The following is a 16,631-nucleotide window of genomic DNA, read 5'->3' on the forward strand; positions in this document are numbered from 1 at the left end:
ATTGCCCATGAAGCCCGGACAACACCAGTTCCCACTTCCCACGAATCCCAACATTCCTGCAGGCAACGATGTCCACGAAATCGCGGACCCTACAGGCACCAGGAGTCCTGACCATGTCCACTCCCACGCCCACGCCTGCCGCCTCCTACCTGGCGGGCATCGCCCGCGCCTTCCCGGCCGTCTCCTGCGTCGTCGGCGATCCGGCGGGCCGGGTGCTGCTGGTGCGCTGCTTCAACCGAGAGCCCTGGGGCTGCCCCGGCGGCGTCATCGACCCCGGGGAGACGCCCGAACAGGCGGCGGAGCGCGAGCTCACCGAGGAGACGGGTCTGCGGCTGCGCGCCGGGCGGCTGCTGCACCTCGCCTGGGCGGTCGGCGACGCGAGCGACCTGCCGAACATGCCGGGCGTCCAGTTCTACCTCGACCTGGGCACGGTCCCGCTCCCCCACCCGGCACTCCGGCTCCAGCCGGACGAGATCCGGGACGCGGCGTGGGTCGCCCCGGCGGACTTCCCCGCCTTCATGGGCCCGCTCCGCGTCTCCCGGCTCCAGGCGGCCCTCGCCGCCCGCGCCTCGGGCGAGGTCCGTGTCCTCTCCGCGACCCGCGCCGAACTCGCCGCCGACGCGGCGGCGTTCGCATCGGGGAGGCAAGGGAGCAGCTGACGGACGGCGGCGTGCACCTCCGAGAGTGCCGAGCCGGTCGATCAGGTCGGGCGCGCCCGGCGAGCGGCGTGCCCGCCCGTCAGCCCGCCGAGCGCCCGGCGTGCTCGACGAGGCGCGTCGCTGCGCGCGCCCTTCGTCCAGGCCGCACGGCCGGCCGGGGATCGTGGGGCCACGGCGAACATGGAGTCGACCAGGCGTCACCCACGTGTGGGTGCGGGATCCAGGCGTTCAGCGCGGAGCAGACAGCGGTCCAGTTCCGCGGCGAGTTCCCGCGCGGTCGCAGGGTGTTCCAGCGGGCCGGTGAGGAGGAGTTGGCTGCCGTCGCCGTCGGCGTTCGAGGTGTGGACGGCGAGCGAGAGGTCCGTGCCTGCGGCAAGGAACTGGATGAGGAGCTCGAGGACGAGCGCCGTGGCGCCGTAGTGGACGGCGTGACCGTCGAGGTAGGAGGCCTCGTCGGGTGACTCCCCGTAGGACCAGGCCGGACCCAGCGCTTCGTATCCGACGCGGGTTCCGGGCGGAACCTGCTCGCCCCAGGTGCGGGCCAGGTGCTTCAGGCGGAAGTGCGCGTCGCGCAGGGCCACCGCCAGTGCGACCGTCCCCGCTGTCTGCTCGTCCGGCATGTCCGCCCTCCGGTCCGCCGCACCGGGCGCACGGCGGACCGATTCTGTCCGTCGCCCGCATCGGTGCCCGGAGTCGGGTGGCCGTGCGGCGGGGAGTGGGGTCGTAGAGTCCGGGCATGACGTGGACCGAGGCGGAGTACGACGGCTACCTGCAGGCCGAACGCCGGCGGTACGCCTGGGTCATGCGCCACTACGGCGGCTTGGACCCGGAGGAGGCTCAGGCCGCGGCGGTGGAGTGGTACGCCTACGAGCCCGCCGAGGCGACCTTCCGGGGCCTGGTCTTCCATGACGAGGCGTGGCACTGGGCGATGCTGGCCATACACGGGCAGGACTACGTGGTCGAGCAGCCCGAGCTGGTGCAGCCGCCCGCGCAGTACGACGCCCTGGACTGAACCCTGGACTGAACCCCAGGACAGGCAACGGGTGGGCGGGCCCGGCGACCGGGCCCGCCCACCCGTGGACGGCTACTCGCTCATCGCAGCCAGTTGCCGCTCCACCGCTGCCGCGTGGGCCTCGGCGTCCTCCCGGGCGCGGCGGGGGCTCCAGCGTCCGGTCATGGCGAAGACGAACGGCAGGAAGACAGCCTGGCCGGCGAAGCAGATCCACCACCAGGTCTCCCACTGGCCCGGCCCCTGGGCCGCGGCCTTCTGGACCTCGGGCCCATAGGTTTGCAGGACCTTCAGCTGGGCCTGGTCCTTGGAGACCAGCTGCAGGTCGGCCGGGCCGACCTCCTGGGCGGCCTGGGCCAGGAGCGCGGCCGGGATCGCGTTCGGCGGGTACTTGGCGAGCTCGGCGAAGAGCTGGGGGTGCGCCTGGACCACGGCCAGCGCCGGGCCCGCCTCCGCCTGCGCGGTGGCGACCTGGGTTCCGTGCTCGACCAGCGGTGTCACGGCCGTCACCACGACGGGCACGAAGGCGGCCGAGACGGCGACGACGACACGGATGATCCAGCCCCAGACGGCGAGGCCGGTCGCCGTCGCGGCCGGGTTGTGCTTCTCCACGGTCTCGGTGAAGCTCGCCATCCACGGCGCGTAGGCGACGCCGCTGAGCACGCCCACGCACGCGCACAGCGCGGCGAAGGTGTAGTAGCCGGTGGTGGCGTGGGTCGCGCGGGTGGCGAAGACCGCCGTCGCGGCCATGGTGCCGAGCGCGCCCACGATCATGAACGGCTTGCGGACCCGCAGCCGGTCGGAGAGCAGACCCACGACGACCAGCGCCACGGCGTTGGGGGCCCAGTACCAGTTGGCCAGCGCGTTGGCGCGCTGCTCGGTGTAGCCGAAGGTGGTGGCGAAGTAGACGACGAAGTTGCCCACGGCGGCGAAGTAGAAGAGCAGGAAGACGCTGATCGCGAACGCCGAGCCGACGACGTCGAGCCGCAGCATCTGCCGCCAGTGCCCCTTGAGTTGCCGCTCCGGGTCGATGCCGGCGGCGCGCGCCTCGACCAGGGCGCGGTCGCGCAGGGTGACCATGATCTGGTCCCGCAGCCCGGGCGAGAGCTCGCGCAGCCCAGGCAGGGCGAGGAGGAAGACCAGCAGGCCCGCGTAGCCGGAGTAGCGCAGCTCGTCCTGCCAGGTGGCCGAGTTGAGCGTCGCACTGGTGACGCTGGTGACGACCAGGCTGCCGATGACCGGACCCATGGTCCAGTAGCCCATGGCGGTGGCCCGCCCGAGCTGCGGGGAGAAGTCGCGGATCAGCGCCGGGGTGGCGACGAGCACGATGCCCTCGACGAAGCTGACGGCGCAGAACAGCACCAGGTAGACGCTCCGGTTGGACGCGGCCGGCAGGCCGAACACCAACAGCAGCGCCGCCACGAGCAGACCGTAGACGACAAGGTTCGCCCGTCCCCAACGGTCGGCCAGCCCCGCCACGAGGGAGGCGAACGCACCGACGGCGTTGCCGATGACGCTGATCCAGACGAAGTCGCGGAAGCTCATGCCGTAGTGCTGGATGATCGAGGTGGCCACCGCGTACTGCACGTAGAGCTCGTAGTAGAGGACGACGGTGGTGACCACGACGATCGCCAGGTAGAGATAGCGGCGCGCCGTGTCAGGGTAGTGGGCGAGCTCTCTTCGCCAGAGCCGGGCGAGCGGGGACGGAGCGGTCAGGGGCACGGACACGGTCATGCGGAGCCCTCCTCGTACCCGGCACGCACGGGGACATGGACGTGCGGCCAGGACGGATTTCCAGTTGTCGGCGAAACGAATTGGAATGGAGCACACCTACCGGTCGGTATGGAGGAATGTAGAAGTCGCTCCGTCGGCGGTCAATGCCACGGACAGAACGCGCCGGGAACCCGTGCAGAATCGACCTATGGAGATCACCGCGGTCGGCCCCGTGCCCTACTTCTCCCAGTTCGGCTCCCCCGAACTGGTTCCCGAGCTCATCGCGCGCACCCGCGCCGCACAGGACGACCCGCGCTGGGCGGAGTCGGGCGCGGCCTCGCCGCAGGAGTACGCGTGGTGGTGTCGCCGGGTCTGCGGGATGGCCTGCCTGCGGATGGCGCTGGTGCACTGGCGCGGCGCCTCGCCCGGCACGGTCGAGCTCGCGCACGAGTGCGTCGCGGCGGGAGCCTACGTCGTCGACGGCGAGCGCGTGGAGGGGCTGATCTACGCGCCGTTCGCCGTCTACGTGCGCGAACGCTGGGGTTTGGAGGCCGAGGTCGACACCGCGCTCGATCCCGCGCGGATCCGCGCACACCTCGACGCAGGACGGCTGCCGATTCTCTCGGTGCACCCCTCCATCCGGACCCTGGACCCCGAACCGCCGTCCCGTGGCGGTCATCTGGTGCTCGCCGTGGCCCACGACGACGAGGCGCTCTCCGTCAACAACCCCTCCGGCTTTCCCGGCAGCCAGCACTACGCCCGGGTGCCCTGGGCGGACCTGGACCGCTTCTTCGCCCGTCGGGGCGTCGTGCTCGGCCCGATGTGACGGGGTCCGGCCCGGCGCGGGTGCGCCGGGCCGGACCCCGTGGTGGTCGCCCTGGGCCGGTCAGCCGAGCGCCTCCGGCGTGCGGACGATCTCGCGGTCGCCCGCGGCCGCCTCCAGTTCCACCACCCGCCGCTCCAGTCGCGCGCGCTCGGCGGCCAGCACCGTCAGATGGCTGAGCAGCGACTCGCGCGGCCCGGACCGCACCAGGGACGGATCACCCGCCGCGACGGCGGAGACGAAGGCGTCCATCAGTCCGGCGTCGCCGCCACCATGGCCGCCCTCGGCGGTCATGGCCCCGACGGCCGACACGGCGCTGGTGCCGATCGACTCGGTGGTCCCGGTGAGGAAGTCGTGGACGTGGAGCAGTTGTCCGTCCCCGCGGACCTCGCCGCGCGTGCCGAAGATCTCGGTGCGGCGGTGGCCGATCTGCGTGAAGCCGGTCATCGTGAAGGTCGCGGTGGCTCCGCCCTCGAACTCCATCGCGACGACCTGGTGGTCGACGACGTCGTTGTCGCAGGCGAAGACGCAGCGCCCGTAGGGGCCGGTGCGCAGGGCGGTGTCCAGCGCCTCCTCGGTGAGGTCGTCCACGACGACCGAGAGCGGCCAGCCGTGGTCGCCGCCGGCGAGTCGGTCGCCGTAGAAGCGGACGACGTCGAAGGAGCACTGCGCACGCACCGGGCACTCGACACAGCGGTCGGCCGCGCCCTCGGGACGGTGCTCGGCGGTGAAGTAGGAGAGCCGGCCGAAGCTGGAGACCCGCTTGGGCGGCGCGCCCACGACGTACTGGAGCCAGTCCAGGTCGTGGCAGGACTTGGCCATCAGCATCGTGGTGGCCTCGTCCGAGCGGCGCCAGTTGCCGCGCACGAAGGAGTGCGCCTGGTGCCAGAAGCCGACGGGTTCCAGGTGCCGCACGCTCACCACGTCGCCGATCCGGCCCTCGCCGAGCAGGACCTTGAGCGCCTGGGTGTAGGGGGTGTACCGCAGCACGTGCCCGACGGACAGGATGACGCCCGCCTTCTCGACGGCCTCGACGACGGCCCGGCAGGACTCCTCGTCGAGCGCCATCGGCTTCTCCAGCATGATGTGGTAGCCGAGCGCGGCGAAGGCAAGCACCGGCTCCAGGTGGTCGCGGTCCAGGGTGCAGACCAGGACGGCGTCGGCGATCCGCCGCCCGCGCGAGGTGAGTTCACGCCAGTCGGCGACGGCGTCCTCGGCCGCGAGGCCGTGTTCGGCCGCGAACCGCTCCCGCCGCACCGCGCGCGGCTCGGCGACGGCGACGACCCGTGCCCGGTCGGGGTGTTCAAGCGCGAACCTGGCGTGCCGGGTCCCCCGATCGCCCGCGCCGACAACGGCAAGTGAGATCTGCGGCAAGGTCAACGCTCCTCGACGACGGGCGACTGCAGCCATGCCGCAGTATCCACCGGGAGCCGACCCGCGGCCACAGGCCCGCTGGTGAGCAGCAGGCTTTCGTGCGAGGGCAGTTCGACCGGTTCGCCGGAGAGGTTGACCACGCAGCTGAAGCCGCTGGACCGGCGGAAGGCCAGTACCCCGGTGCCGAGGTCGAGCCACTCCAACTCACCGGCGCCCAGTCCGGGGTGGGCTCGGCGCAGGCGAAGCGCCGCGCGGTACAGGGTCAGGGTGGAGTCCGGGTCGCCGTCCTGGGCGGCCACGGTCAGCTGCTTCCAGGCGGGCGGCTGGGGCAGCCACGGCTCGGTGGCGGTGTCGTCGGCCGGACCGAAACCGAAGGGCGGCGCGTCACCCTCCCACGGGAGCGGCACGCGGCAGCCGTCGCGGCCCCGGTCAGTGTGCCCGGAACGCTCCCACACGGGGTCCTGGAGTGTGTGTTCGGGGAGGTCGGTGACCTCGGGCAGGCCGAGCTCCTCGCCCTGGTAGATCCCGGCGTTGCCGGGGAGGGCCAGGGTGAGCAGGGCCAGGGCGCGGGCCCTGCGGGTTCCGGTCTCCACGTCGCTCGGCTCCTCGGTACGGTTCCAGGCGTCGAAGTGGACGCGGCGCCCGAGCCGGGTGACGGGCCGCGTCACGTCGTGGTTGCCCATGACCCAGGGCGAGTGCCCGTCAGGACCCTGGACGTGGCGCGTGCGGTCGACGGCCGCCCGCAGGGCCGACGCGTCGGGCGCGGTGGTGAACAGGGCGAAGCAGAAGCCGCCGTCGAGCCCGTGCGGGTTGACGTAGCGCCGGAACAGCTCGGGGTCGTCCTTCCACAGCTCGCCGACGAGGACCTTGGGCTCGGGGTAGGAGTCGGCGATCCGGCGCCAGGCGCGGTGCACCTCGAACACCGTGGGCTGGTCCGCGATCGGCTTGGGACCCGGCGCCCAGGCGTCGGCGTCCGGCAGCCCGTCGGCCTTGCCCAGGAGGTCGGCCACGTCGATCCGGAAGCCGTCCACACCGCGGTCGAACCAGAACCGCAGGGTCTCCTCGAAGTCGGCCCGCACCGCGGGGTGCTCCCAGTTCCAGTCCGGCTGACCGGAGTCGAAGAGATGCAGGTACCACTCCCCCGGGGTGCCGTCCGGCTCGGTCACCCGGGTCCAGGCCGACCCCTGGAAGCAGGACCTCCAGTTGTTGGGCGGCAGCTCGCCCGACGCGCCGCGCCCGGGGCGGAAGTGGAACAACTCGCGCTCGGGCGCCCCGGGCCCGCCCGCCAGGGCCGCGCGGAACGCGGGGTGATCGATGGAGGTGTGGTTGGGGACCAGGTCCAACAGCACCCGCAGCCCGACCCGGTGGGCCTCGGCGACCAGCGCCTCCGCCTCGGCGAGGGTCCCGATGCGCGGATCCACGTCCCGGTAGTCGGCGACGTCGTAGCCGCCGTCGGCGAGCGGAGAGGGGTACCAGGGCGTGAACCACACGGCGTCGACGCCGAGTTCGGCCAGGTACGGCAGTCGGGCCCGGAAGCCGGCGAGGTCACCGATCCCGTCCCCGTTGCCGTCGGCGAAGCTGCGCGGGTAGATCTGGTAGACGACGGCACTGTCCCACCAGGAGGCGGGGCGCTGGTCGATCATGACGGGGAACCTCTCGGACGAGGGACGGGGCGGTCGGGGAGCGGAACGCGGCCCCGGGGCGCGGGCCGGTCCGACGCCGGAGCGCTGCCGGGCACGCGTCAGGCAAGCGCCGGGCAGCGCCAGGGCGGGGAGCGGCCGTACCGACGGTGGCGGTGGCGGTGGCCGCAGGATGCGGCCCCCGCCTCGGCTCCGGACGGGCGTCGGCCTCGCGCGGTTCTGCCGCGCGGGGTCAACTGCCGTGGCTCCCCGCAGTCGCGAGGCGGGAACCGCTTCGGGGCGGCCGCTCGCCACGCCATCCTGGGAGCCCCGCCTCCTCAGGTCAACAGGAAAGCCTCACTCGGTCATCCGATCCACAGAAGTGGCCTGCCCGCCCCGCCCGACCAGGGCCGATCCGCACGAGTCCCGCACCTTCAGCTCCGGCACGAGCGCGAGGTGGGTGCGCTCCACCGAGGGGTCGGCCAGGCGCCGCAGCAGCAGCGTCACCGCCGCCTCGCCGAGGGCGTGCTTGGCCGGCGCGACCGCCGTCAGGGCCACGTCCGACACCGCGGGCAGCTCGTCGTCATAGCCGACCAGCGCGAAGTCCTCGGGGACACGCAGGCCCTCGACCGCGAGCCGGTTCTGCACGTTCACGGCGTCGGCGTCGGCATGGACCAGTGCCGCGCGCACCTCCCCGGAGCGCGCCAGCGCGACCAGGCGGGTGAACTCCTCCTCGAAGCTGTCGAAATGACCGAGCACCCCCGGCTCACCGGGTGCGCCCAGATCGTCGTCGGGCAGCCCGAGGGCCCGCACGGCCGCCCGGTAGCCCGCCCGCACCTGCGGTTCGGTGTGCGAGCGACGGGACAGCAGCGCGACCCGCCCGTGCCCCAGCCCCGCGAGGTGCCGCACCGCCTGGGCGGCGCCGTTGGCATGGTCGGAGCAGACCCGGTCGAGCAGGGCTGCCGAGCTGCCGACGGGGATGTCCCGCTCGACCACGACGGTCGGCACGTCCAGCCCCGCCAACTGCGCGAGATCCTCGGGACTCGGCCCGCCCACGTCCCAACTGGGCGTGAACAGCAGGCCGTCCACGCCCGCCTTGGCCATGGTGCGCAGTTGCGCCGCGTCCTGTTCGCGGCGGTACTCGGTGACCCCGATCAGCAGCCGCGCTCCGGCGGCGGTCGCGGCGGCGCGCGCACCACGCACCACGCCGTGGAAGAAGTAGCCGGTCACCGGCACGACCATGCCGAGCAGCGGCCCTTGGGAGCCGGCCGCGTCGCGGCGGGCGAGCCGCGCGTCACGCGCGTTCAACGTGGCCGTGGGCCAGCAGACCTTGCCGTGCACCCGCCGCAACCGGCCCACGTCGACCAGGGCGACGACATCGCGGCGCATGGTCTCCTTCGACGTGCCGAGCTGCTCGGCGAGCTCGGTGACCCGCATACTGCCGTGCTCGCGCACCAAGCGCAGGATGCGCTCGTGGCGCTCCTCGACCCGATCGGCCATCAGCCCGACTCCCCTCTCCCGCTTGGTCGGCCGCGTCCCCGGGGGGGGGGGGGGCAGCGGTGGTGCCGCAGCCTAGCGGACTGTGTGGATTTTCTGACCGAGTGGGGCTCTGCTGCCTCTTGGGACTTGACCGGGCAGCGGCGGCCTTCCTACGCTCCATCCACTCGCGGGCATCGGGCCTCTCCCGTCGGTCCTCCTCGGCGGCCCCACGCCGAACAGGGCCGTGGCTCGCATGCCCGCGAGTCTGCGCGCAGCGCGCCCGGGACCCCCGGCCGACCTCCCGTCCGCACCCCACGGGCGCGCGGGCCGTTCCACCGCAAGCGGGCAAAAGCCACCGACGTGAGGCCCGCCCCTGCCCTGGCGCCCGCTCTCCGCCTGCCCTGCCCCGCAGGGCCGCGCGCGTCAGTCCGCGGTGCGTCAGTCCGCGGTGCGTCGGTCCGGCGGTGTGTCGGTCCTGCGGTGCGTCGGTCTGGCGGTGTGTCGGTCCTGCGGTGCGTCGGTCCTGCGGTGCGTCGGTCCGGCGGTGTGTCGGTCCTGCGGCGCGTCAGACCGGCGGCGCGTCGGTCCTCCGGCGCGTCAGTCCGGCGGCGCGGCTGTGCTGGCGCGGAGGACCAGCTCCGCAGGCAGGTCCACGCGGCGGGGTTCGTCGCCGCGCGGTTCCAGCAGCAGGCCGACCGCCGCCGCGCCCGCGGCCTCCAGCGGGAGCCGGACCGTGCTGAGCGCCGGGCGCAGGTCGGCGGCGAAGGGCACGTCGTCGTAGCCGACGACGCTGACCTGATCCGGAACGGCGAGGCCGAGGTCGTCGCGCAGGCCCCCGAGGGCGCCCGCGGCCATGACGTCGTTGAGGACCAGCACCGCCGTCAGGTCCGGGTGGGCGCGCAGCAGGCGGACCGCCGCCGCCCGGCCGCCCTCGCGGGTGAAGTCGCCGGCCTCGATCGCGTCCTCGGCCGCCGGGACACCGAGGCCGCGCAGCGCGCGCCGCGCACCATCGAGGCGGTGGCGGACGGTCAGCAGCTCGGGCGGACCGGAGACGACACCGATCCGGCGGTGGCCCAGCTCCCACAGCCCGCGCACGGCGAGCCCGCCGCCCGTGCGGTTGGCCATGGCGACGGTGTCCAGGTCGGGGCCGCGTTCGCCGACGCAGACGACGCGACCACCGTCGGCCTCGAAGCCCGCGATCTCCTCCGCCAGCTGGGCCGTGGCCTCGGCGTCGACGGTGCCGCTGCCCGCGAGGATCACCGCCCGGGCGCGCTGGGCGCGCAGGCCGCGCAAGTACGCCAGCTCCAGGCCGGGCTCGCGGAACGTCGCCGCGATCATCACCATCAGCCGCTGCTCACGCGCCGCGCGCATCGCGCCGGCCGCGATGGCACCGAAGTACGGGTCGGCCACGTCGTGGACGATCAGGCCGACGACGGAGCTGGTGGCGCGCGCCAGCGCCTGGGCGGGCGCGTTCGAGACGTAGCGCAGTTCCTCGGCCGCCGCCTCGACCCGGCGCCGCAGCTCCTCGCCGACGGTACGCGAACCGCTCCCGTGCAGCACCCGTGAGGCCGTGGCCAGGGAGACGCCCGCATGCTGGGCCACCTGCTGGAGGGTCACGCCGGCACTGTGCGCGGGACGGGTCCTTGACCGTGGATTCGCCATGACCGTACGGTACCGGGAAACACCTGGAAAGCGCTTTCCAAGCGATCCGGGCAGCCTCCACCTCCTCCGCACGAAGGACCCCGCCATGAACCGCAGGTCCATCGGCATCGTCATGAACGGTGTCACCGGCCGCATGGGCTACCGCCAGCACCTCGTCCGCTCGATCCTCGCGCTGCGCGAGCAGGGCGGGCTCACCCTCCCCGACGGCACCGTCGTGTGGCCCGAGCCGGTCCTGGTCGGCCGCGACGCGGACAAGCTGCGCGCCATCGCCGAGCGCCACGGCCTCACCGCCTGGACCACCGACCTCGACGCCGCGCTCGCCGACCCGGCCAACGAGATCTACTTCGACGCCCAGCTGACCCAGGTGCGCGGCAAGGCCCTGCGCGCCGCGATCGCGGCCGGCAAGCACGTCTACACCGAGAAGCCCACGGCCGAGTCCGTCACCGAGGCCCTGGAGCTGGCCCGGCTCGCGAACGAGGCGGGCGTCAAGAACGGCGTGGTGCAGGACAAGCTCTTCCTGCCGGGCCTGCTCAAGCTCAAGCGCCTGATCGACGGCGGCTTCTTCGGCCGGATCCTGTCCGTGCGCGGCGAGTTCGGCTACTGGGTCTTCGAGGGCGACTGGCAGTCCGCGCAGCGGCCCTCCTGGAACTACCGCGCCCAGGACGGCGGCGGCATCGTGCTCGACATGTTCCCGCACTGGCACTACGTGCTGGAGCGTCTCTTCGCCCCGATCCAGTCCGTCTACGCGCACGCCGCCACCCACCTGCCGGAGCGCTGGGACGAGCGGAACCGCGGTTACGTGGCCACCGCCGACGACGCCGCCTACGGCGTCTTCGAGCTCGACGGCGGCGTGGTCGCGCAGATCAACTCCTCCTGGGCGGTGCGCGTGGACCGGGACGAGCTGGTGGAGTTCCAGGTCGACGGGACCGAGGGCAGCGCTGTCGCCGGGTTGCGCAACTGCCGGTTCCAGCACCGGGCCGGGACGCCCAAGCCGGTGTGGAACCCCGACCTGCCGGCCACCGAGCCGTTCCGCGCGCAGTGGCACCAGGTGCCGGACAACGACGAGTTCGACAACGGCTTCAAGATCCAGTGGGAGCGCTTCCTCGCCCACGTCGTCGCCGACGAGCCCTTCCCGCACGATCTGCTCTCCGGCGCGCGCGGCGTCCAGCTCGCCGAGCTGGCGTTGCAGTCCGCCGCCGAGGGCCGCCGAGTCGCTGTGCCCGACCTCTCGCTCTAGGAGTTCCGCGTGTCCTCGATCCTGCTCCCGCTCGCCGAAGGCGCGGTCTCCTACCGCCTGCCCGAGGCCGTCCCCGTCCCCGGCCTCCCGGAGAGGGTCGCCCCGGCCCGCTCACGCACCGTCCTCGCGGCCGCGCACGTCGTCGCCGACCCGGCCCGTCCGAACGGCCCCGGGCTGCCCGCGGCCGTCGACTGGGACACCACCCTCGCCTTCCGCCACCACCTGTGGTCCCTCGGGCTCGGCGTCGCCGACGCGATGGACACCGCCCAGCGCGGCATGGGCCTGGACTGGCCCGCGACCCGCGAACTGATCGCCCGCAGCGGTGCGGCCGCACGGTCCGTCGGCGGCCTGCTCGCCTGCGGGGCGGGCACGGACCAGCTCGACCCGGCGAAGGCGCACACCCCCAAGGAGATCCTGGCCGCCTACGAAGAGCAGTTGGAGGTCGTCGAGCAGTCCGGCGCCCAGGTGATCCTGATGGCGAGCCGTGCCCTGGCCGCGACCGCGACCGGCCCGGAGGACTACGCCGAGGTGTACGGGCGGCTGCTGGCCCAGGCCGCGCAGCCGGTGATCCTGCACTGGCTGGGTACGGACTTCGACGCGCAGCTCGCCGGCTACTGGGGCTCCGCCGACCTGGACGAGGCCGCCGCGCACGTCCTGGCGCTGATCCGCGACCACGCCGACAAGGTCGACGGCATCAAGGTCTCCCTCCTCGACGCGGACCGCGAGATCGCGCTGCGCCGCGCGCTGCCGGACGGCGTCCGCCTCTACACCGGAGACGACTTCCACTACCCCGAGCTGATCCTGGGTGACGAACAGGGGTTCAGCCACGCCCTGTTGGGCGTCTTCGACCCGCTGGCCCGGCACGCCGCCACCGCGCTGGCCGCGTTGGACCGCGGCGACACCGACGGCTACCGCGCCATCCTGGAGCCGACGTTGCCGCTGGCCCGCCACCTGTTCGCGGCGCCCACGCGGCACTACAAGACCGGCGTCGTCCTGCTGGCCCATCTGGCCGGGCACCAGGACCACTTCGCCATGGTGGGCGGCGCCCAGGACCACCGTGAACTGACTCATCTGAGCCGCCTGTTCGTGCTGGCACTGGAGGCGGGCGCGCTGCCCGACACCGAGCTCGCCACCGCCCGGATGCGCGCGGTCCTGGCCGAGCGGGGGTTCCGGCCGTGAGCGTGGACCGTCTCTCCCTCAACACCGCCACCACCAAGCACTGGACGCTGGCCGAGGCCGTCGCCGGCTGCGTCGCCGCCGGGATCGGGGGCATCGGTCTGTGGCGCGACCGCGTCGCCGAGGCCGGTCTCGGCGAGGCGGCCCGTCTGGTGCGCGAGGCCGGGCTGACGGTGACCAGCCTCTGCCGGGGCGGCTTCTTCGCCGAGCCCGGAGCGGTGCGGGACAACCGGCGCGCCGTGGACGAGGCCGCCGCGCTCGGCACGGACACCCTGGTGCTCGTCTGCGGCGGCCTCCCTGCCGGCAGCCGTGACCTGCCCGCCGCCCGGCGTCTGGTCGCGGACGGCATCGCCGCCCTGGGCCCTTACGCCGAGGCGAAGGGCGTGCGGCTGGCGATCGAGCCGCTGCACCCGATGTTCTGCGCCGACCGCGCCGTCGTCTCGACCCTCGGCCAGGCGATCGACCTGGCCGAGGCGGCCGGACACGGCACCGGCGTCGTCGTCGACACCTACCACGTGTGGTGGGACCCGGAGTTGGAGCGGCAGATCGGGCGGGCCGGGGCGGCGGGGCTGATCCACGCGTTCCAGGTGTGCGACTGGCTGCTGCCGCTGCCGGCCGACGCGCTGCTCGGCCGCGGCCACGTGGGCGACGGGCACATCGACATCCCGCGCATCGCCCGCCTGGTGGCGGACGCGGGATACGACGGCTGGACCGAGGTCGAGATCTTCAACCAGGAGATCTGGGACACCCCGGGCGAGCAGACCCTGCGCACACTCGTCGAACGCCACCGCACCCATCTGACGGAACAGGCCGCACCGTGAAGCTGACCACCACCGGGGACGGCTTCCTGCGCGACGGCCGCCCACACCGGATCGTCTCGGCGGCGATCCACTACTTCCGCGTCCACCCGCAGCTCTGGCGCGACCGGCTGGAGCGGCTGCGGGCCATGGGCGTCAACACCGTGGAGACCTACGTCGCCTGGAACGTCCACGAGCGCGAGCGCGGCCGGTTCGACTTCTCCGGCTGGAACGACGTGGCCGGGTTCGTGGCGCTCGCGGGCGAGTTGGGGCTGGACGTGATCGTCCGGCCGGGCCCCTACATCTGCGCCGAGTGGGAGTCGGGCGGGCTGCCCGCCTGGCTGCTCACCGAGCCGGGCCTGCGGCTGCGGCGCTCCGAGCCGGTCTACCTGGCCGCGGTGGACGCGTGGTTCGACGCGCTGCTGCCGCGGTTGACGCCACTCCTGGCCGAGGCGGGCGGGCCGATCGTGGCGATGGCCGTGGAGAACGAGTACGGCAGCTACGGCAACGACGCCGGCTATCTGCGCCACCTGCACGACGGGCTGCTTCGGCGCGGGGTCACCTGCCTGCTGTTCACCGCCGACGGCGCGGAGGACTGGTTCCAGCTCGGCGGCAGGATTCCGGGTGTGCTGGCCACCGGGACGTTCGGCTCCCGCCCGCAGGAGGCGCTCGCCTGCCTGCGCCGGCACCAGCCGAGCGGCCCGCTGGTGTGCATGGAGTACTGGCACGCCTGGTTCGACAGCTGGGGCGAGCCGCACCGGGTCCGGGAGGCGGCGGAGTCCGCGCGGGTCCTGGACGAACTGCTGACGGCCGGGGCCTCGGTGAACCTGTACATGGGCCACGGCGGCACCAACTTCGGCTGGTGGAACGGCGCCAACTGCTACGACGGCCGCTATCTGCCGATCGCGACCAGCTACGACTACGACGCACCGGTGGGCGAGGGCGGCGAGCTGTCGCCGAAGTTCCACGCGTTCCGCGAGGTGATCGAGCGGCACACGGGCCCGGTGACCCATCCGGTGCCGCCCGCGCCGTCGCGTCTGGCACCGCGCCGGATCGGGCGCCGGACGGGACGGGCGGCCCTCTTCGACTGCCTGGACCTGCTGGGTGAGCCGGTGGAGCGGCTGGAGCCGGAGCCGATGGAGGCGCTCGGCCAGTCCACCGGACTGATCCTCTACCGCACGCGACTGCGCGGCCCGTTGGACAAGGTGGAGCTGCGCGTCGACGGGCTGGCCGACCGTGCGCAGGTCTTCCTCGACGGCCAGGAGCTCGGCACGCTGCACCGCAACGAGCCGCTGGGCGCGGTGCCGCTCGGTGTGCCGGCCGCGGGAGCCCGGCTCGACCTGCTGGTGGAGAGCCAGGGCCGGGTCAACTACGGCCCGGACACGGCCGATCGCAAGGGGATCACGGGTGGGGTGCTGCTGGAGCGGCAGTACCAGTTCGGCTGGGAGATCCGCCCGCTGCCGCTGGACCTGCTGCCCGAACTGCCCTTCGCTGCCTCGCCGTCGGACACGTCGGGCGCGGACGCGGTGGACGCGGTGGACGCGGTGGACGCGGTGGGCGCGGACGCGGTGGAAGCGGCAAGCGCAGACGCGTCGGACGCGGCGGGGCCCTCGTTTCACCGCTTCGAGCTGGACCTGGGCGAGGAGCCGCCCGCCGACGGGTTCCTCGCCCTGCCCGGCTGGACCAAGGGCATGGTCTGGCTCAACGGCTTCGCGCTGGGCCGCTACTGGGAGGTCGGACCGCAGCGCACCCTCTACGCGCCCGCGCCGCTCTGGCGCGCCGGGCGCAACGAGATCACCGTCCTGGAGCTGCACGGCCCCGGCCGGTGGCTCGAGCTGTGCGACGCAGCCGATCTCGGCCCGACGGATCCGGCCCCGGAGGGCTTCTGACCGGGTGCTCCACCACGGGTGCACCCGCTCTCGATCGGGTCGGGATCGAATGATACATACTGATCCCCGCAGTGGACCGGGGCCGCAGAGCCCTGCCCCGGCCTGCACCGGGAGGTAGCCGTGACCCTGACGCCCGAGCAACGCCGCACCCGCATCCTGGAGGTGGTGCGCGCCCAGGGCACGGTGCGGGTCGTGGATCTCGCCGCGGAGATCGGGCTCGCGGCGGTCACCGTCCGGCGGGACGTCGCGGCGCTGGCCGAGGAGGGCGCGCTGCGCCGCTCCCACGGCGCGGTCGCGCTACCGCAGGGCGCGCCCGCCGTCGGCCCCGACGGGCGCGGCCTGGTGGTCGGCATGCTGGTCCCGACCGTCGGCCTCTACTTCGACGAGGTCATCGCGGGTGCCCGCGCCGCGGCGGACCAGGTCGGGGCGCGGCTGGTGCTCGGGGTGTCCGCGTACCGGGCGGCCGACGACCGGGTGCAGGTGGCGCAACTGCTGCGGTCCGGCGCCGGCGGGCTGCTGCTGACGCCCAGCTGGACTCCCGAGAGGGGGCCGGAGACGGGTGACTGGATCGGCGAACTGCCGGTCCCGACCGTCCTGGTGGAACGGCGGCCACCGGCGGCCGGACCTCTCGCCCGCCTCGACTCCGTCGGCTCCGACCATCGCGCGGGTGTCCTCGCGGCGTTGCGCCACCTGGTCTCCCTCGGCCACGACCGTGTCCTGCTCGCCGCGCGGACGGACTCCTGGACCGCCCACGAGGTCCGCGCGGGCTACGCCGAGGCTGTCCGCGCCCTGGGGCTCGCGCCCGTCCCGGTCGTCGAGCTGGACCACGTGACCCCCGACCTCGACGCGGTCGCGTCCACCCTGGTCGAGGCGGCCGCGTCCGGCATCCGCGCGGCCCTCGTCCACAACGACCAGGACGCCCTCCGGCTCGCCCCGCTGCTGCGCTCGCGCGGCGTGCGCATGCCCGAGGACCTGGCGGTGGTCTCCTACGACGACGTGGTGGCCGCCCTCGCCGACCCACCGCTGACGGCGGTCGCCCCGCCCAAGTACGCGGTGGGCCGCGCCGCGATGGAGCTGTTGCTGCGTCACCACGCCGCACGCGGGGCGCTGCCGGTGCACCACGTCCAGCTGCTGCCGGACCTGGTGGTGCGGCCCTCCTGCGGGGGCACCGGAACGCCCTGCCGCTGAACCGGT

14 protein-coding genes are annotated in these 16,631 nt (G+C 73.7%); 8 read left to right on the plus strand and 6 right to left on the minus strand.

Annotated features, from left to right (window positions below):
• The first annotated feature begins 113 nt into the window (after positions 1 to 113).
• Positions 114 to 659 carry an NUDIX domain-containing protein gene (locus ABH931_RS22385; protein WP_370116050.1) on the plus strand — a complete coding sequence of 182 codons (546 nt, stop codon included), beginning with the start codon at positions 114 to 116 and terminating at the stop codon, positions 657 to 659.
• 197 nt (positions 660 to 856) lie between these two features.
• On the opposite strand, the gene ABH931_RS22390 is transcribed toward ABH931_RS22385, so the two are convergent.
• A complete protein-coding gene (locus tag ABH931_RS22390; protein WP_370116052.1) occupies positions 857 to 1,279 on the minus strand; it encodes a hypothetical protein in 423 nt (140 codons plus the stop codon).
• A gap of 116 nt (positions 1,280 to 1,395) precedes the next feature.
• On the opposite strand from ABH931_RS22390, the gene ABH931_RS22395 reads away from it, so the two are divergent.
• A complete protein-coding gene (locus tag ABH931_RS22395; RefSeq protein WP_370116053.1) occupies positions 1,396 to 1,671 on the plus strand; it encodes a hypothetical protein in 276 nt (91 codons plus the stop codon).
• A 72-nt stretch (positions 1,672 to 1,743) separates the two neighbouring features.
• Here ABH931_RS22395 and ABH931_RS22400 read toward each other — a convergent pair whose 3' ends face one another.
• The gene (locus ABH931_RS22400) at positions 1,744 to 3,402 is read right to left on the minus strand and encodes an MFS transporter (protein WP_370116055.1); all 1,659 of its coding nucleotides are present in this window, start codon (positions 3,400 to 3,402) and stop codon (positions 1,744 to 1,746) included.
• Positions 3,403 to 3,589: 187 nt separating this feature from the next.
• On the opposite strand from ABH931_RS22400, the gene ABH931_RS22405 reads away from it, so the two are divergent.
• Positions 3,590 to 4,207 carry a C39 family peptidase gene (locus ABH931_RS22405; RefSeq protein WP_370116057.1) on the plus strand — a complete coding sequence of 206 codons (618 nt, stop codon included), beginning with the start codon at positions 3,590 to 3,592 and terminating at the stop codon, positions 4,205 to 4,207.
• Between the two features lie 60 nt (positions 4,208 to 4,267).
• Here the strand turns inward: ABH931_RS22405 and ABH931_RS22410 are convergent, their stop codons facing one another.
• The 4 genes from ABH931_RS22410 to ABH931_RS22425 all read right to left on the minus strand — a co-directional run bounded on the left by ABH931_RS22410 (position 4,268) and on the right by ABH931_RS22425 (position 10,293).
• A complete protein-coding gene (locus ABH931_RS22410; protein ID WP_370116059.1) occupies positions 4,268 to 5,578 on the minus strand; it encodes a Gfo/Idh/MocA family protein in 1,311 nt (436 codons plus the stop codon).
• Between the two features lie 2 nt (positions 5,579 to 5,580).
• A complete protein-coding gene (locus ABH931_RS22415) occupies positions 5,581 to 7,221 on the minus strand; it encodes a glycoside hydrolase family 13 protein (protein ID WP_370116061.1) in 1,641 nt (546 codons plus the stop codon).
• A 333-nt stretch (positions 7,222 to 7,554) separates the two neighbouring features.
• On the minus strand, positions 7,555 to 8,697 hold the full coding sequence (locus ABH931_RS22420; RefSeq protein ID WP_370116063.1) for a substrate-binding domain-containing protein: 1,143 nt from the start codon (positions 8,695 to 8,697) through the stop codon (positions 7,555 to 7,557).
• 576 nt (positions 8,698 to 9,273) lie between these two features.
• Entirely contained in the window at positions 9,274 to 10,293 is a 1,020-nt protein-coding gene (locus tag ABH931_RS22425; RefSeq protein ID WP_370116064.1) for a LacI family DNA-binding transcriptional regulator, read from the minus strand.
• Positions 10,294 to 10,423: 130 nt separating this feature from the next.
• Here ABH931_RS22425 and ABH931_RS22430 point away from each other — a divergent pair, with 130 nt between their 5' ends.
• The 5 genes from ABH931_RS22430 (at position 10,424) to ABH931_RS22450 (ending at position 16,625) form a co-directional block, all read left to right on the plus strand.
• Positions 10,424 to 11,575: a Gfo/Idh/MocA family protein gene (locus ABH931_RS22430; RefSeq protein ID WP_370116066.1), complete on the plus strand. Its 1,152-nt coding sequence runs from the start codon at positions 10,424 to 10,426 to the stop codon at positions 11,573 to 11,575.
• 9 nt (positions 11,576 to 11,584) lie between these two features.
• Complete coding sequence (locus tag ABH931_RS22435) at positions 11,585 to 12,754, plus strand: dihydrodipicolinate synthase family protein (RefSeq protein ID WP_370116068.1); 1,170 nt, start codon at positions 11,585 to 11,587, stop codon at positions 12,752 to 12,754.
• Positions 12,751 to 13,572, plus strand: coding sequence for a sugar phosphate isomerase/epimerase family protein (locus ABH931_RS22440; protein WP_370116070.1), 822 nt, complete (start codon positions 12,751 to 12,753; stop codon positions 13,570 to 13,572). Before ABH931_RS22435 ends, ABH931_RS22440 begins: the two co-directional genes overlap by 4 nt.
• A complete protein-coding gene (locus ABH931_RS22445) occupies positions 13,569 to 15,437 on the plus strand; it encodes a beta-galactosidase family protein (RefSeq protein WP_370116072.1) in 1,869 nt (622 codons plus the stop codon). Before ABH931_RS22440 ends, ABH931_RS22445 begins: the two co-directional genes overlap by 4 nt.
• 120 nt (positions 15,438 to 15,557) lie before the next feature.
• Positions 15,558 to 16,625, plus strand: a complete 1,068-nt coding sequence (locus tag ABH931_RS22450) for a substrate-binding domain-containing protein (RefSeq protein ID WP_370116074.1) — start codon at positions 15,558 to 15,560, stop codon at positions 16,623 to 16,625.
• Positions 16,626 to 16,631: the final 6 nt, after the last annotated feature.

This window comes from Streptacidiphilus sp. MAP12-33 (genome assembly GCF_041261265.1).
GTDB lineage: Bacteria > Actinomycetota > Actinomycetes > Streptomycetales > Streptomycetaceae > Streptacidiphilus.

What these genes read in the sequence shown, in the direction of transcription:
- ABH931_RS22385 (WP_370116050.1), top strand. Translation starts at nt 114, where the DNA reads ATGTCCACTCCCACGCCCACGCCTGCCGCCTCCTACCTGGCGGGCATC.
- ABH931_RS22390 (WP_370116052.1), bottom strand. Translation starts at nt 1,279, where the DNA reads ATGCCGGACGAGCAGACAGCGGGGACGGTCGCACTGGCGGTGGCCCTG.
- ABH931_RS22395 (WP_370116053.1), top strand. Translation starts at nt 1,396, where the DNA reads ATGACGTGGACCGAGGCGGAGTACGACGGCTACCTGCAGGCCGAACGC.
- ABH931_RS22400 (WP_370116055.1), bottom strand. Translation starts at nt 3,402, where the DNA reads ATGACCGTGTCCGTGCCCCTGACCGCTCCGTCCCCGCTCGCCCGGCTC.
- ABH931_RS22405 (WP_370116057.1), top strand. Translation starts at nt 3,590, where the DNA reads ATGGAGATCACCGCGGTCGGCCCCGTGCCCTACTTCTCCCAGTTCGGC.
- ABH931_RS22415 (WP_370116061.1), bottom strand. Translation starts at nt 7,221, where the DNA reads ATGATCGACCAGCGCCCCGCCTCCTGGTGGGACAGTGCCGTCGTCTAC.
- ABH931_RS22420 (WP_370116063.1), bottom strand. Translation starts at nt 8,697, where the DNA reads ATGGCCGATCGGGTCGAGGAGCGCCACGAGCGCATCCTGCGCTTGGTG.
- ABH931_RS22430 (WP_370116066.1), top strand. Translation starts at nt 10,424, where the DNA reads ATGAACCGCAGGTCCATCGGCATCGTCATGAACGGTGTCACCGGCCGC.